Below are 13855 nucleotides of genomic sequence, written 5' to 3' on the forward strand. Positions count from 1 at the left end.
ACCGTGAACTTCGACGGCGAGGACCTCTCCCACAAGGTGTTGTCCGAACGGCTCGATCCCGAAGAGACCCACGTCTTCCGCGAGTGCGACCTCACGGAGACCGACCTGTGGGGCGCCTCCCTGGCCGGGGCCCGCTTCGAGTCGTGCGTGCTGGAGCAGACCGACTTCCGCAAGGCCGACCTCGACGGGGCGGTCTTCACCGGCGGGGGCGGGATGCGCACCCGCTTCAACGACGCCGACCTCATCGACGTCACGTTCACCGACGTCGACCTGTCCTCGGCCCAGTTCGGCGGCGCGCTGCTCACCGACGTGTCGTTCACCGGCTGCCGCATGATCGGCGCCGCGCTGACCGCCTCGCGCGGCACCGGCTTCACGGTCACCCGCTCCAACCTGACCCTGGCCAACCTCGGGGGCTGCTCGCTGCGCGGCGAGCACATCGAGGGGGTCCGCTTCGACGACGCCGACCTGTCGGGCTGCGACTTCACCGAGGCCACGCTCGCCGACTGCCGCCTCATCGGCACGCGCCTGCTGAACACGACGTTCACGAAGGCCGACCTGCGGGGCGCCGACCTGGGGCAGCCAGACGACGCCAAGCTCCGGGCGTTCGCGGGCGCCGTCATCAACCAGACGCAGGCCAACGCCATCCTCGCCGCCCGCGGCATCACGGTCCTCTGACCTCGCAGGGACGAGAGGGCCGCACCGAGGCGGATGTCCGCCCCGGCGGGCTCAGCGCGCCGGCGGGCCTGCCAGGGCGCCCCCGGCCTGCGGGCTCAGCGTGCCGGCAGGCCGGCCAGGGCGGCCCCGGCCTGCGGGCTCAGCGTGCCGGCAGGCGGGCCAGAGCGGCCTCGGCCTCGGCCATGACGCGCTCGATCAACTCCCTGCATGACGGCAGGTCGCCGATGACCCCCACCACCTGCCCGGACGCCATCACCCCGAGATCCGCCCTCCCGTCCACCATGGCCGCCCGCAGCAGCACCGGCGTGTTGGCCGCCTGCAGCACCTGGGCCCAGGTCAGCTCCCTGCCCCGCCGCATCCGCCGCCCTTCGCGGATCAGCCCGGCCCACGACAGCCCCGACAACCGCCGGAACCTGGCTCCGTTCGCCACCGCGCGCACCAGCCGCGACCGCTCCAGCGAGGTCACGAACGGCGTCCGCAACACCCGGTGCGGGACCCCGTCCACCTTGGTGGTCACCACGGTCTCCCGCGCCGCCAGATAGAGCTTCTTGACCTCGTCCGGCACGGGGGAGTCGCTGGTCAGCAGGAACCGGGTGCCCATGGCGATCCCGCAGGCGCCGTACGCCAGAGCCGCCACCAGCCCGCGGCCGTCGAAGAAGCCGCCGGCGGCGATCACCGGGATGTCCACGGCGTCCACGACCTGGGGCAGCAGCAGCGTCGTGGCGAGCGGCCCCGTGTGGCCCCCGCCCTCGCCGCCCTGCACGATCACCGCGTCGGCGCCCCACCCGGCCACCTTCTCCGCGTGCCTGAGCGCCCCGACCGACGGAATCGTCACCACGCCCGCGTCCTTGAGCCGGGCGATCAGCTCCCGCCTGGGCGCCATGGCGAACGACGCCACCCGTACGCCCTCGCGGACCATCACCTGGACCCGTTCGGCGGCGTCGCCCGCGTCGGAGCGGATGTTGACCCCGAACGGCGCGTCCGTGCGCTCCTTCACCCGCCTGATCGCGGCGGTCATCTCGGGCAGGGACATGGTCGCCGCCCCGATCACGCCCAGGCCGCCCGCCCGGGAGGTGGCCGCCGCCAGCCGGGCGCCGGCGACGTACCCCATGCCGGTCTGCACGATCGGATGCCGGCAGCCGGTCAGTGAGGTCAGGGCGGTCCTCACGCGGCGACCTCCCGGTCGCGCGAGCGCGCGGGGTCGAGCCGGTCCAGGACGAGCAGTTCCTCCTCGGACGGTTCCCGCGTCCGCGGGACGTTCCGGGGGATGTCGAGGGCGAACCCGGTCGCCGCCACCACCTCGTCCACGCCCACCCCCGGGTGCACCGACACCAGCCGCATCGAACCGTCAGGGCTGCCGAAGTCCAGGACGGCCAGGTTCGTCACCACCCGTCGCAGCCCGAACGCCCCGCGGTCGGTGCCGAGCCCGCTGACCATGTCCACCTCGGGCACGAACACCCGGGGGGAGTGCCGGGGGATCCAGTAACTCGTCGGGTCGCACCGCGTGTTGCCCGGCGCGCCCCGCACGCCCAGCAACTGCGCCTTGGGCCGGGCCCAGTCGCCGACGCAGGAGATGTTCGTGTTGCCGTACCGGTCGATCTGGCTCGCACCGAGCATGACGTGGCGGCGGCCGTTCAGCACCAGCCACAGGTGCTCGCGGAACGGCAGCCACCCCTCCACCACCTCCGGCGCCTCCCCCAGCGCGGGCACGTCGCCGGTGAGCAGGCAGGTGCCGTCGTGCGTGAGCAGGCCCGGCTCGAACGTCAGCCGCGCCAGCCGTGCCGCCAGCACCGTGACCGGCCCGCCGATCCCGGCCGCCAGGATCTCCCCGTCGCCCCTGAACGCCTCCGCGCACGCGACCACGCACACGTCAGCCCTACCGCTCATGGGGCCGCTCATCCCACTCCTCCCAGGGCGTCTCCGCGTAGCGCCGCTGGAGCTCCTCGTCACGCCCGTAGTCGGGCTCGCACGAGGTGAACCCGGCCCCGCCGGGCGCCTCCACGACGCCCGTCACCATCGACCGGCTGATCAGCAACGACTGCAGGGGGCCCTCCTTGAGGAGGTCGTCCACCACCCGCTCGCACGACACGTAACAGCGCGCGGCCGCCTTGGCGTAGAGGTCGTCGAGGTACGGATCCGGACCCAGGTACTGCGCGTTGCCCCGCGCGTCCGCCCGGTTCATGTGCACCAGCGCCACGTCCATCGTCAGCGCCGGGACCGCGACCAGTTCCTCCCCGTCCGCGTACGGTGACCGGACCGTCCGCAGCTCCGGGTTGACCCGCATCACGTCCGACCCCAGCCCCGCCCGCGTCGGCAGGAACGGCAGCCGGTGCGCCGCCGCCAGCAGCCCGAACATGAACATGCCCTCGTCGTACTCGGTGAACGCGATCGTCCCCGCCTGCCTGGCCCGGCGGAAGTGCGGCTCCAGCGGGATGGAGTCGAGCGTGACGAACGGGGCCACGACCCTGCGCGCCTTCCCCGCCGCGCAGAGCATGCCGACGTCGGGGCCGCCGTACGAGACGAGCGTGAGGTCGCGGACGGGGGAGCGGAGGATCGCGCGTACGAGGGCCATCGGCTTGCGGCGCGACCCCCAGCCGCCGATCCCGACCGTCATGCCGCTCTCCACCGAGGCGGCGACCTCCTCGGCCGTCATCACCTTCGTCATGCGAACCGCTCCCTGTGCCGGTCGCCCGCGCCCATCAGGTTCAGCTCGAAGGTGAAACCCTGCTCGAAGCGGTAGCTGCGGTTGACGTCCACCGGGTCGATGCCGTTGAGCGACTCCTTGGCGCAGCGGATGACGTACGGGTCCTTCGCGGCGATCTGTTCCGCCACCTCGGCCGCCGCGTCGCGCAGCCGGTCGCGCGGCACCACCTCCAGCACCGAGCCGAACGCGTGCAGCTCGGCCGCCGTGGCGTTCCTGCACGTGTAGACCATGGCCCGCATCAGGTGCGGCGGCACGAGCCTGGCCAGGTGCGTGGCCGCGCCCAGCGCGCCCCGGTCGACCTCGGGCAGCCCGAAGTAGGCGTCGTCGCTCGCCACCACCACGTCGGCGTTGCCCGCCAGCCCGACGCCGCCGCCCAGGCAGTGGCCGTGGACGGCTGCGACCACCGGCACCGCGCACGCGTAGACCGCCGCGAACGCCGCATGACACGCCCGGTTGACCGCGACCAGCCGCGCGTGCCCCTCGGCGTCCCGCAGCTCCTTGATGTCGACTCCGGCGTTGAACCCGCGCCCCTCGGCGCGCAGCACGACCACCCTGGTGCCCGGATCGTGGCCGGCCGTCCGCACGGCCTCGGCCAGTTCCTCCCAGGCCCGTACGGCCAGCGCGTTCACCGGTGGCACGGCCACGACGACCTCGGCGACCGGCCCGGCCCGCAGCGTGATCCCCAACCCGACTCCCTGTTTCACCTAACGCTTGCTTGGTACGGTAGCACCCGTGACCGTGACTTACGACTACACGGGCAGGACCGTCCTGGTGACGGGCGGCACCAGGGGCATCGGCGCCGCCATCGCCAGGGCCTTCCACGACGCGGGCGCCACCGTCACCACCTGCGCCCGCACCCCACCCGCCGAAACGCCCACCCACCCCGATGAGATCCGGTTCGTCCAGGCCGACGTGCGCGACCCCGAGAACGTCGACCGGCTCATCTCCGGCTTCGACCGGCTGGACGTGGTGGTCAACAACGCGGGCGGGTCGCCGTACGCGCCGGTGGACGGCACCTCGCCGCGCCTGCACGCCCGCGTCATCGACCTCAACCTGACGGCCCCGCTGCTCGTGGCGCAGCGCGCGTACCCGCTGCTCGCCGCCTCGTGCGGCGCGATCGTGATGATCGGCAGCGTCAGCGGCAGCCGCCCCTCGCCCGGCACCGCCGCGTACGGCGCCGCCAAGGCGGGCCTGCACCACCTGGCCCGCTGCCTGGCCGCCGAGTGGGCGCCACGCGTACGGGTCAACACGGTCGTCGTCGGCCTGGCCGCCACGACCGGCGCCAGCCCTCACTACGACCCCCGGCGGAGCGGCCCGGCGAACGATGGCCGTGTTCCGGCGCGGGAGGGCGGGCCGGCGGGCACGGTTCCGCTGACCGCCGGCCCGCCGGAGCCCGGCGAGACGGGCGCCGGCCGGATCGGGGCGACCATCCCCGCGGGCCGGATGGCGGCACCCGGCGACGTGGCCCAGGTGTGCCTGTGGCTGGCGGCGCCCGGCTACGTGACCGGCGCCGAGATACGGGTGGACGGCGGCGGCGAGATCCCGGCCTGGCGCCACCTGACCGCGAGAACCCGCTGAAACAACTCCGCTGAGGGGCGCCGGGTTGGCGTCAGCGTAGCGGCGTACGGGCCGTGAGGCGGTGTCGAAGCGGGCCGGACCCCGGCGGGTCACCGGCGCCTCGTGGCAGCGTCATGGCCGAACAAAGTTCTGATCACTCAGAGCTACTAATCGGCAACGTACGGTTATATGCTCGCACTGGCCTTGATCCGCTGAGGTCAACAAAGGTCAATGGGGCTGGTGGTGCGCCTACGGGCCCACGGCGTCCGCTGCCCCCGGCGACTTCCATACCGGTGAAGGAGCAGAAGTGATCAGAAGGGTGTGCGCCGCGGCCGCGGTGTCGGCGGTCGCCGGCGGGCTGCTGTTCGCCGTCCCCGCTCACGCCGATGACGTGGCCGGGCCCTGGGATGGGCGTTCCTGGGCGGCCAACTGGAGCCGTAACAGCGACTCGACCCAGTCCGGCAACAACTTCGCCGACGTCTTCGCCACCAACCGCGGCCAGGACCACTCGACGAACGTCAACAACGTCAACGGCATAGCCCCGACCGCCACCAACGGCGGCATCACGGTGATCTACATCTTCGACTGACCGGCTGACGTCCGACCAACCCGAACAGTGACCCGAACAGTGAAAGGACCTCACATGAAGAAGCTCTGTGTGTCCGGCATCGTCGTCGCCGCCGCGACCGGGATGGCCCTCATGTCGGCCCCCGCGTTCGCCGACACCAACGCCGGCAACGCAAGCCGCAACCGCAACGCCATCCAGTCGGGCAACAACTTCGGCAACGTCGTCAACAACAACGTGAGCGGTCGCGGCGCGACCGGGGTCAACAACGTCAACGGCGTCGCCGTGACCGCGACCCGCGATGGCGACGTCGCCATCGACGACGTGCTCGACTAGTACGGAGCCACGGCGCCGCGACCCGCCAGAACGCGCGCGCCACGAGCCCCGGGCCAGGCCGGACCCGCCGGGAAGGTGCTCGCCGCCGTCCCCGCACCCTTCCCAGTGACGGGACCGGCCTGGCCCGGCTCTTTCAGCAGGAGATCCCGCCGTCCACCGGGATGACCGTTCCCGTCAGATACGCGCCCGCCCGCGACGACAGATAGATGGCCGCGCCCGCCATGTCCTCGGGGCGCCCGATGCGGCCCAGGGGCACGCTGGAGGCGATGCTCTCGCGGGTCTCGGGGTCGTTCAGGGCGAAGGCCATCATCTTGGAGTCGAACGGCCCGGGCGCGATGGCGTTGACCGTGATGTGCTCCTTGGCCAGGTGCTGGGCCAGGTGCCGGGTGAGCATGTGCACGGCCGACTTCGTCGAGGAATAGGCATAGCTCGGCAGCGCCGGCACCCTGATCCCGTCGATCGAGCCCACGTTGATCACGCGCGCCGGGTCGTCCGCACTCGCCGCCTCCCTGAGCCTCGGCAGGAACCGCTGGGTCAGGTAGAAGACCCCCTTGACGTTGATGTTCCAGAGCTTGTCGAAGGCGTGCTCCGGATATTCCTCCAGCGGCGCCCCCCAGGTGGCGCCCGCGTTGTTGACCAGCACGTGCAGCGGCCCGTCCACCGCCGACACCAGCGACTCCAGCCCTTCGGGCGTGGACAGGTCGGCCGGCACCGCGACGCAGCCCAGCTCGGCCGCCGTCTTCTCGACCTCGGCCGTCTTCCGGGCGGAGATGTAGACGGACGCCCCTGCCTCCACGAACCCGGCGGCGATCATGCGCCCGATGCCGCGCGATCCACCCGTGACGACGACGGTCTTGCCTTCCACCGAGAACAGAGTCATGTTCCGGAAGCATGCCATACCGAACGGTCGGTTGCTAGCCGCCGGTTTCAGACGCCGGGGAGCCGGCCGTTGCGGAACAGGTCGACGAACTTCTGGTGGTCCTCGCGGGCCTGCGCTCCATACCGATGGGCGAAATCCACCAGCATGCCGATAAATCCGGACCTGTCGCTGCCGATCACGTTCACGATCGCCTCCTCCGTCGAGAAGTCGACGAGGTCGTGGCTGGACCCGTCATCGGCCACCGAGTGCATCCGCGCCACCGCCCGTCCCAGATCCTGGACGATCGAGCGCAGCTCGGCCGGTTCGTTCACGTCGTCCCAGTCCAGGTCCGCCGAGTACGGGGACACCTCCGCCACGAGCTGCCCCACCCCGTTGAGCGTGGTGTACCCGAGCCAGGGATCGGCGTAGTCCTGCAACGCCCGCTGGGACTCGGCCGTACGGTGCCCCTGGTGCTTGAAGTACGCCGACACCTTCTCGTCGGTGACGTGCCGCGCCACGGCGGGCGCCGCCGCCTGCTTCATGTAGAGGATCACGTCGTTCTCCAGCGCCTGCGAGCGCCCTTCGAGCAGCAGGTTGTACGACGGCAGCCCCGCCGACCCGATGCCCACGCCCTTGCGCAGCGCCACGTCCTTGATCACCTGCTCGACGGGGTCCACCCGCACCGGCAGCGTGGTCAGGTAGTCGACGAACGCGCCGAGCACGGCCTGCCTGGTCGCCGCGTCCACCGGCTCCCGCCCGTCCATGAGCGAGAAGCGCCGGTCATAGCCGTCGATCACGGTCTCGACGTCCAGCAGCGCCACCCGCGTGCGCAGCCGGGCCGTCTGCAGCACGCGGTGCAGCACGCCGGTGGTGGTGTCCAGGGTGAGCGAGCCGATGGCGTCGTCGCCGTGCGCCGCGACGGCGGTCATCTCGACCAGGTACGCCCCGGCGAAGTCGGTCACGAGCATGCTGATCGAGTCGTCCGACAGCGCCTTGGCGTAGCCGAGCAGGGCCACGCTGGCGGCGAACCGCTTGAGGTCCCAGACGTACGGGCCCACGTACGCCTCGTCGAAGTCGTTGACGTTGAAGACGAGGACCCCAGAGGCGTTCATGTACGTGCCGAAGTTCTCCGCGTGCAGGTCGCCGTGGATCCACACCCTGCTGGTCGGCCCGTCGAGGAAGGAGTCGTCCGCGTACTCGCCGGTCATGTCGGCGTAGAACAGGCAGGCGCTGCCCCGGTAGAAGGCGAACGGCGAAGCCGCCATCTTCCGAAATTTCCGCCTGAACGCCGCAGGATCTTCCGTGATCGACTCGCCGAACTCCGTCATGAGGACATCGAGCAGGAAGGAAGAACGTGTGCCCATCAGAGTCTCCCGAGGGGACCGTCGCCTTGAGGCGACGGGGGAATCAGGAGCGGGAGGGCCGCCAAGGCCCGAGCGTGCCCTGACCTGTCAGGTCTGCGCATCACGGATGTCCTTCCCGGTTTTGTCGGCGGCAGCCGGTATCGTGATGGTGTCATTACCGAGCGTGATGGGGGGTGGGTGTGCGCAGGTCGTTCAGGTTCCTGCTGCGCCCCACCGCCCGGCAGGCGGCGGTGCTCGCGGCGTGCCTGGAAGACCACCGCACGCTGTACAACGCCGCCTTGGAGCACCGCCGTACCGCCTACGCCAGGGCGGGCGTGAGCGTCCGGTACGGCGAGCAGTCGGCCGAGCTGAAACACATCCGCGCCGACGACCCGGAAGGGCAGACGCGCTGGTCGTTCTCCTCCCAGCAGGCCACCCTGCGACGGCTCGACAAGGCGTTTCGCGCGTTCTTCAAGCGGGTCCGCGAGGGACGCACCCCGGGCTTCCCCCGTTTCAAAGGGCGCGGCCGATTTGACACGGTCGAGTGGCCCAAGGACGGCGACGGCTGCCGGTGGAACTCCCAGCCCGAGCACCCGACCGCCACCTACGTGCGGCTCCAGGGCATCGGGCACATCCGCGTCCACCAGCACCGGCCCGTGCGCGGCCAGGTGAAAACGATCAGCGTCAAGCGCGAGGGCTCCCGCTGGTTCGTGGTGCTGTCGTGCGACGACGTGCCCGCCGAACCGCTGCCTGCCACCGGCGTGGCGACCGGGATCGACATGGGCGTGGCCGCGCTGCATGCCAAGGTGCGCAGGCAACGTCTGGACGGCGCGCACAAGGCCGCGCTCGCTCTGGTCCGCGCCTATGACGTGATCGTGCACGAGGACCTGCGGATCGCGAACATGACCCGCTCGGCGTCCGGGACGATCGAAGCTCCCGGCCGTAACGTCGCCGCCAAGTCCGGCCTCAACCGGAGCATTCTGGACGCGGGCTGGGGGGTGTTCCTGACGATCCTGTCGTACAAGGCTGAAAGCGCCGGTCGCAAGCTGATCGCGGTGAACCCCGCCGGCACCTCCCGCACCTGTGCCCGCTGCGGGCACTGCGCGAAGGAGAACCACGTCACCCAAGCCGACTTCACCTGTACGGCATGCGGACATACCGCACACGCCGACGTCAACGCGGCGATCAACATCCTCAGGGCAGGGCTTGCCCTTCGCCAGGCTGCGCAAGCGGCTTAGCGAGAAGCCGCTTTCTTCAGGCAGCGGAGGAGTCACACTGGGGACAGTAGATCGCGACGCCCCTCCCGCCTACCCTGATCTTTCCCTGACATCAGGGTCGCGCCCCTCGCGCGAGAGTCACGGGTGTTGTGAGGAGACCGAGACCACCTCGCCCGTCATGTACGACGAGTAGTCGCTGGCCAGGAAGACGATCACGTTGGCCACCTCCCACGGCTCCGCCGACCGGCCGAACGCCTCCTTGGCCGCCAGCTCCGCCAGCAGCTCCTCCCCGGTCACCTTCGCCAGATGCGGGTGCACCGCCAGCGACGGCGCCACGGCGTTCACCCGTACGCCGTGCTCGGCCGCCTCCAGGGCGACGCACCGGGTCAGGGCCATCACGCCGGCCTTGGCCGCCGCGTAGTGCGCCTGGCCCGGCTGGGCCCGCCAGCCGAGCACCGAGGCGTTGTTGACGATGACGCCCGAGCCCTGCGCGATCATCTGCCTGAGCGCGGCCCTCGTGCAGCGCATGGTGCCGGTCAGAGTGACGTCGACGACCGTGTGCCACTGCTCGTCGGTCATCTCCGCGAGCGGGGCCGTGCCGCCGAGCCCGGCGTTGTTCACCACCACGTCCAGCCTGCCGTGCGCCTCGACCGCCGCGTCGAACAGCGCCAGCACCTGCGCCTCGGAGGTCACGTCGCACGGAACCGCCAGCGGCTTGACGCCGACGAGCTCGGTCAGGGCGTCGGCGGCCGCGGCCAGGCGGCGCTCGTGCCGGTCGGAGACGACGACCGTCGCGCCCTCCTCGGCGCAGCGTCTGGCCGTCGCGTATCCGATGCCGGCTCCCGCGGCCGCCGTGACCAGCGTCACCTTGCCGTCGAGCAGGCCGTGCGCCTTGGGGTAGGGCTGGGGCATGAGCGGTCCAATCAGCGGGGGAGTCCGAGGGTGCGCTCGGCGATGATGTTCCGCTGGATCTCGCTGGATCCGGCATAGATCGTGTCCGCGCGGCTGAACAGGTAGAGGCGCTGCAGCTCGTTGAGCCCGCCGTCGGCCACCAGCCCGGCCCTGCCCTGTACGGCCTGAGCCAACTCGCCCAGCCTGCGGTGCCACTCCGACCAGTAGAGCTTGGCGATCGACACCTCGGCGCCGGTGCCGGGGCGGAGCATCCTGAGCGCGTTGAGGCGCATGATCTCCAGCTCCAGCCACGATCTGACGATCCGGTCGCGCAGCACGGGATCGTCCGCCGCGCCCGTCCGCCCGGCCGTCGCGATCACCTCGGCCAGCTCGCGCCGGAAGCCGATCTGCTGCCCGAGCGTGGACGCGCCCCGCTCGTAGCCGAGGGTGGCCATCGCCACCCGCCAGCCGTCGCCGGGCGCGCCGAGGACGTTGCCCGCCGCCGTGCGCGCGCCGTCGAAGAACACCTCGTTGAACTCGGACGTCCCGGTCAGCTGGACGATCGGCCGGACGACGACCCCGGGCTGGTCCATGGGGACGAGCAGGTACGACAGCCCGTGATGCCGCTGCGAGCCCTCCTCCGTACGGCACAGGACGAAGCACCAGTCGGCCACGTGGGCCAGCGAGGTCCACACCTTCTGGCCGGTGACCACCCACGTGCCGCCATCCAGGCGGGCCCTGGTCTGGACGTTGGCCAGGTCGGATCCGGCCTCCGGCTCGGAGTAGCCCTGGCACCACAACTCCTCACCGCGCTGGATCGGCGGGAGGAAGCGCTCTTTCTGCTCGCCGGTGCCGAACTCGAGGATGGTCGGGCCGATCAGCCCCTCGCCGATGTGGCCGACCCTGGCGGGGGCCCGCGCCCTGGCGTACTCCTCGTGGAAGGCCACCTGGTCCTCCAGGGAGGCGGCGCGGCCGCCGTACCGGCGGGGCCAGCCCAGGCAGGTCCAGCCGGCCCTGCCGAGGTGGCGCTCCCACGCCAGCCGCTCCTCATGTCCCTCGTGTTCGCGTCCGGGTCCGCCCAGTCCGCGCACATGGGCGAACTCGCCGCTCAGCGCCTCCTCCAGCCAGGCTCGCGCCTGCTCGCGAAGGCCGCCTGGCGTCTCCGGCTCAGGCAGGCGCAACGAAGCCGCCGTAGTCACCGCGGAAGAACACCAGCGGGCCGCCGTCCGCGTGGGTGTCGAGCTGGAGCACCCGCGCCACCACGATCATGTGGTCGCCCGCCAGGTGCTCGGCCTCGATGGCACAGTCGATCCAGGCCAGCGCGCCGTCGAGCACGGGGTTGCCGCCGGGGGAGCCGGTCCACGTCAGGCCGGCGAACTTGTCGCCGCCCTTGGCCGCCAGCTGAGCGCACACGGACTGCTGGTGCTCGGCCAGCACGTTCACCGTGACGACCTTGGCGCCGCGCACCTTGGGCCAGCTCGTGCTGGTGTGCGCGACGCAGAACGCCACGAGGGGCGGATCGAGCGAGACCGAGGTGAACGAGTTGGCCGCCAGGCCGCAGGGCTCCTCGCTGACGGGCTCGACCGCCGTGATGGCCACCACGCCGGTCGCGAACCTGCCGAGCACCTGGCGGAAGCGGAGGGTGTCGAGGTGGCCTTGTGAGGGGCCGGGCGGCATGGCGGCTCCGTTGCGGACTCTGCGCTGATGGGGCGTCGGAAGGCCGCGACAGCCGTCCGGCGCGATGAGCCGGGCAGCGTGTGTGCTCATGGTCCGCCTCCTCGTCCACCGGGTGCGCCTAATATTACCAAGCGCTTGCTTGGACGGTAGGGTGAACCCGGGAACAGTGTCAAGCCGGGCTGCGAGAGGTGCGTTGACATGGGTGAAATGTCCTGTCTAACGTGACGGATGTGCCCAAGCGCTTGCTTGCTTTCTCCGATCTGACCGCGATAGCCGGGGTCGGCTACACTCCCTTCACCAAGAACTCGGGCGTCAGCACCCTGACGCTGGCCTGCCGTGCCGTGCTGGCCGCCCTGGATGACGCCGGGCTGCCCGTGGACCAGGTGGACGGCCTGGCCACGCACCGCGTGGGAGACTCGGCCCCGCCGACCCTGGTCGGCCCCGCCCTCGGACTGGCGGACCTGGCCTGGCACCTGGACCAGTTCGGCGGGGGCAGCGTCTCGCACGCGGTCGTCGGCCAGGCCGCGCTGGCGGTCGCGACGGGCATGGCCGAGACGGTCGTCTGCTACCGGGCCATCAACGCCCGCTCGGAGTTCCGTATGGGCGGCACGGGCCGGGGCGTGCCGGTGAGCCCGGAGGTGCAGTACCAGGCCCCGTACGGCTATGTCGCGCCGCCGCAGCAGTACGCCATGTACGCCCGCGCCCACATGTTGAAATATGGGACAAAAGCCGAGCACTTCGGGCAGCTGGCCGTCACCCAGCGCGCGAACGCCGCCCAGAACCCCCGCGCCCTGATGCGCGCCCCCATCACCCTGGACGACTACCTGGCGAGCAGGTGGATCGCCGAGCCGTTCCGCCTCCTCGACTGCTGCCTGGAAACGGACGGCGCCTGCGCCGTCGTCGTCACCACCGCCGAACGCGCCCGCGCGCTGCGCCGCCCTCCCGTGCTGATCTCGGCCGCGGCCTGGGGCGGCGGCACCACCCACCTGTCGGGCCCCGGCGCCGACCCCACGGTGACCGCGGCCGCCGCCCTCGCCCCACGCCTGTACGCGCAGGCCGGTCTCGGGCCTGACGACATCGACGTGGCCGAGCTGTACGACTGCTTCACCTACTCGGTGATCGTCCAGCTGGAGGACTACGGCTTCTGCGGCAAGGGCGAGGGCGGACCGTACGTGGCCTCGGGCGCCACCGCGGCCGGCGGCCCGCTTCCGGTCAACACACACGGCGGTTTCCTGTCCGAGGGCTACGTGCACGGCATGAACCACATCGCCGAGGCGGTCTCCCAGCTGAGGGGCGACGCGGGCGCGCGCCAGGTGCCGGGCGCGGAGGTGGCGCTGTCCACGGCCCAGCCCGGCTACATCCTTCCGGCCACCTCGGCCCTGATCCTGCGGAGGCCGTGATGGCGGGGTACCGTCCGGAGCCCGACCGGGATTCCCGGGAGTGGTGGGAGCGGGTCGGCAGGCGGGAGTTCGCGGTGCAGGTGTGCGACGCCTGCGGCACGGCCCGCTTCCCGGCCAGGGCGTTCTGCGCGCGATGCCGTACGGAGGGCGCGCACTGGCGGGAGGTGGCGCCCGAGGGAACGGTGGAGAGCTGGATCGTCAACCACCAGCCCTTCGTGCCCGGCCTGCGGGAGCCGTACGTGGTGGTGATGGTCAGGCTGGCGGCGGTCCCCGGCTGCTTCGTGTACGGGAACTGGCGCGGCCGGCGGCCGCCGGAGCATGGCGAGCGGGTCACGGCTTCCTACACCCGGGTCGACGCGGACCTGACCCTGGTCGACTGGCGGCCAGGGCCCTAGACGATCGTCGGTCGCGGCGCAAGGTCTCGCGCTGGTTGATCTTGCGCCGCAAATTGGATTGGTACCGGAAAACCCCACCAGCCCCGCCCTTCCCAAGCGGCTCACAGGTCGGGCCCCGAGGGTTGATGATGATGCGGTAGGCGTCAACGCGGACGGCTCGGTGGTGGCTGGCGTGAGAGGTTCTGGCGTGGTGACGGGCGCGACCGTGAGGTCGTGGGTCGTGACCCTGCCCGCCA

At 71.5% G+C, this 13855-nt stretch carries 16 protein-coding genes; 7 read left to right on the forward strand and 9 right to left on the reverse strand.

The genetic code is table 11. The features are described from left to right. The first annotated feature begins 3 nt into the window (after nt 1–3). Complete coding sequence (locus ABGB01_RS00530; protein ID WP_347769091.1) at nt 4–675, forward strand: pentapeptide repeat-containing protein; 672 nt, start codon at nt 4–6, stop codon at nt 673–675. 139 nt (nt 676–814) lie between these two features. Here ABGB01_RS00530 and ABGB01_RS00535 read toward each other — a convergent pair whose 3' ends face one another. Genes ABGB01_RS00535 through ABGB01_RS00550 form a run of 4 tightly spaced genes read right to left on the reverse strand, consistent with a single transcriptional unit; the run spans nt 815 to nt 4065 of the window. After that, nucleotides 815–1843 carry a nitronate monooxygenase gene (locus ABGB01_RS00535; RefSeq protein ID WP_347769093.1) on the reverse strand — a complete coding sequence of 343 codons (1029 nt, stop codon included), beginning with the start codon at nt 1841–1843 and terminating at the stop codon, nt 815–817. Further along, the gene (locus tag ABGB01_RS00540; RefSeq protein ID WP_347769095.1) at nt 1840–2562 is read right to left on the reverse strand and encodes a CoA-transferase; all 723 of its coding nucleotides are present in this window, start codon (nt 2560–2562) and stop codon (nt 1840–1842) included. Before ABGB01_RS00540 ends, ABGB01_RS00535 begins: the two co-directional genes overlap by 4 nt. Next, the gene (locus ABGB01_RS00545) at nt 2552–3340 is read right to left on the reverse strand and encodes a CoA-transferase (RefSeq protein ID WP_347769097.1); all 789 of its coding nucleotides are present in this window, start codon (nt 3338–3340) and stop codon (nt 2552–2554) included. Before ABGB01_RS00545 ends, ABGB01_RS00540 begins: the two co-directional genes overlap by 11 nt. Continuing rightward, nucleotides 3337–4065 (reverse strand): enoyl-CoA hydratase family protein, encoded by a 729-nt coding sequence (locus ABGB01_RS00550; protein ID WP_347769099.1) that lies wholly within the window; start codon nt 4063–4065, stop codon nt 3337–3339. The genes ABGB01_RS00545 and ABGB01_RS00550 overlap by 4 nt, the downstream gene beginning before the upstream one ends. A 46-nt stretch (nt 4066–4111) precedes the next feature. Between ABGB01_RS00550 and ABGB01_RS00555 the strand changes: the two genes are divergently transcribed. The 3 genes from ABGB01_RS00555 (at nt 4112) to ABGB01_RS00565 (ending at nt 5837) form a co-directional block, all read left to right on the forward strand. Beyond that, the gene (locus tag ABGB01_RS00555) at nt 4112–4957 is read left to right on the forward strand and encodes an SDR family oxidoreductase (protein ID WP_347769101.1); all 846 of its coding nucleotides are present in this window, start codon (nt 4112–4114) and stop codon (nt 4955–4957) included. A 286-nt stretch (nt 4958–5243) separates the two neighbouring features. Next, nucleotides 5244–5525, forward strand: coding sequence for a hypothetical protein (locus tag ABGB01_RS00560; RefSeq protein ID WP_347769103.1), 282 nt, complete (start codon nt 5244–5246; stop codon nt 5523–5525). 54 nt (nt 5526–5579) lie between these two features. Beyond that, entirely contained in the window at nt 5580–5837 is a 258-nt protein-coding gene (locus tag ABGB01_RS00565) for a hypothetical protein (protein WP_347769105.1), read from the forward strand. A 133-nt stretch (nt 5838–5970) separates the two neighbouring features. Here ABGB01_RS00565 and ABGB01_RS00570 read toward each other — a convergent pair whose 3' ends face one another. Together ABGB01_RS00570 and ABGB01_RS00575 are read right to left on the reverse strand one after the other, a co-directional pair. Beyond that, nucleotides 5971–6717 (reverse strand): SDR family oxidoreductase, encoded by a 747-nt coding sequence (locus ABGB01_RS00570; protein WP_347769107.1) that lies wholly within the window; start codon nt 6715–6717, stop codon nt 5971–5973. A 47-nt stretch (nt 6718–6764) separates the two neighbouring features. Next, nucleotides 6765–8060: a DUF2252 domain-containing protein gene (locus ABGB01_RS00575; RefSeq protein ID WP_347769109.1), complete on the reverse strand. Its 1296-nt coding sequence runs from the start codon at nt 8058–8060 to the stop codon at nt 6765–6767. Between the two features lie 179 nt (nt 8061–8239). On the opposite strand from ABGB01_RS00575, the gene ABGB01_RS00580 reads away from it, so the two are divergent. After that, the gene (locus tag ABGB01_RS00580) at nt 8240–9277 is read left to right on the forward strand and encodes a transposase (protein ID WP_347769111.1); all 1038 of its coding nucleotides are present in this window, start codon (nt 8240–8242) and stop codon (nt 9275–9277) included. A gap of 117 nt (nt 9278–9394) precedes the next feature. Here the strand turns inward: ABGB01_RS00580 and ABGB01_RS00585 are convergent, their stop codons facing one another. The 3 genes from ABGB01_RS00585 to ABGB01_RS00595 are packed head-to-tail and all read right to left on the reverse strand — an operon-like array spanning nt 9395 to nt 11914. Further along, nucleotides 9395–10168 carry an SDR family oxidoreductase gene (locus ABGB01_RS00585; protein WP_347769113.1) on the reverse strand — a complete coding sequence of 258 codons (774 nt, stop codon included), beginning with the start codon at nt 10166–10168 and terminating at the stop codon, nt 9395–9397. A gap of 11 nt (nt 10169–10179) precedes the next feature. Then, complete coding sequence (locus ABGB01_RS00590) at nt 10180–11346, reverse strand: acyl-CoA dehydrogenase family protein (protein WP_347769115.1); 1167 nt, start codon at nt 11344–11346, stop codon at nt 10180–10182. Then, the gene (locus tag ABGB01_RS00595; protein ID WP_347769117.1) at nt 11315–11914 is read right to left on the reverse strand and encodes a flavin reductase family protein; all 600 of its coding nucleotides are present in this window, start codon (nt 11912–11914) and stop codon (nt 11315–11317) included. The genes ABGB01_RS00590 and ABGB01_RS00595 overlap by 32 nt, the downstream gene beginning before the upstream one ends. Before the next feature lie 140 nt (nt 11915–12054). Here ABGB01_RS00595 and ABGB01_RS00600 point away from each other — a divergent pair, with 140 nt between their 5' ends. Together ABGB01_RS00600 and ABGB01_RS00605 are read left to right on the forward strand one after the other, a co-directional pair. Then, nucleotides 12055–13224, forward strand: a complete 1170-nt coding sequence (locus ABGB01_RS00600; RefSeq protein ID WP_347769119.1) for an acetyl-CoA acetyltransferase — start codon at nt 12055–12057, stop codon at nt 13222–13224. Continuing rightward, complete coding sequence (locus ABGB01_RS00605) at nt 13224–13619, forward strand: OB-fold domain-containing protein (protein WP_347769121.1); 396 nt, start codon at nt 13224–13226, stop codon at nt 13617–13619. Before ABGB01_RS00600 ends, ABGB01_RS00605 begins: the two co-directional genes overlap by 1 nt. Nucleotides 13620–13855: the final 236 nt, after the last annotated feature.

The sequence above is a fragment of the Nonomuraea sp. B5E05 genome (assembly GCF_039880665.1).
Classification (GTDB): domain Bacteria; phylum Actinomycetota; class Actinomycetes; order Streptosporangiales; family Streptosporangiaceae; genus Nonomuraea.

Excerpts from the sequence above, each read along its gene's own strand:
- ABGB01_RS00585 (WP_347769113.1), bottom strand. The coding sequence starts at position 10,168 with ATGCCCCAGCCCTACCCCAAGGCGCACGGCCTGCTCGACGGCAAGGTG.
- ABGB01_RS00595 (WP_347769117.1), bottom strand. The coding sequence starts at position 11,914 with ATGAGCACACACGCTGCCCGGCTCATCGCGCCGGACGGCTGTCGCGGC.
- ABGB01_RS00570 (WP_347769107.1), bottom strand. The coding sequence starts at position 6,717 with ATGACTCTGTTCTCGGTGGAAGGCAAGACCGTCGTCGTCACGGGTGGA.
- ABGB01_RS00575 (WP_347769109.1), bottom strand. The coding sequence starts at position 8,060 with ATGGGCACACGTTCTTCCTTCCTGCTCGATGTCCTCATGACGGAGTTC.
- ABGB01_RS00545 (WP_347769097.1), bottom strand. The coding sequence starts at position 3,340 with ATGACGAAGGTGATGACGGCCGAGGAGGTCGCCGCCTCGGTGGAGAGC.
- ABGB01_RS00605 (WP_347769121.1), top strand. The coding sequence starts at position 13,224 with ATGGCGGGGTACCGTCCGGAGCCCGACCGGGATTCCCGGGAGTGGTGG.
- ABGB01_RS00540 (WP_347769095.1), bottom strand. The coding sequence starts at position 2,562 with ATGAGCGGTAGGGCTGACGTGTGCGTGGTCGCGTGCGCGGAGGCGTTC.
- ABGB01_RS00565 (WP_347769105.1), top strand. The coding sequence starts at position 5,580 with ATGAAGAAGCTCTGTGTGTCCGGCATCGTCGTCGCCGCCGCGACCGGG.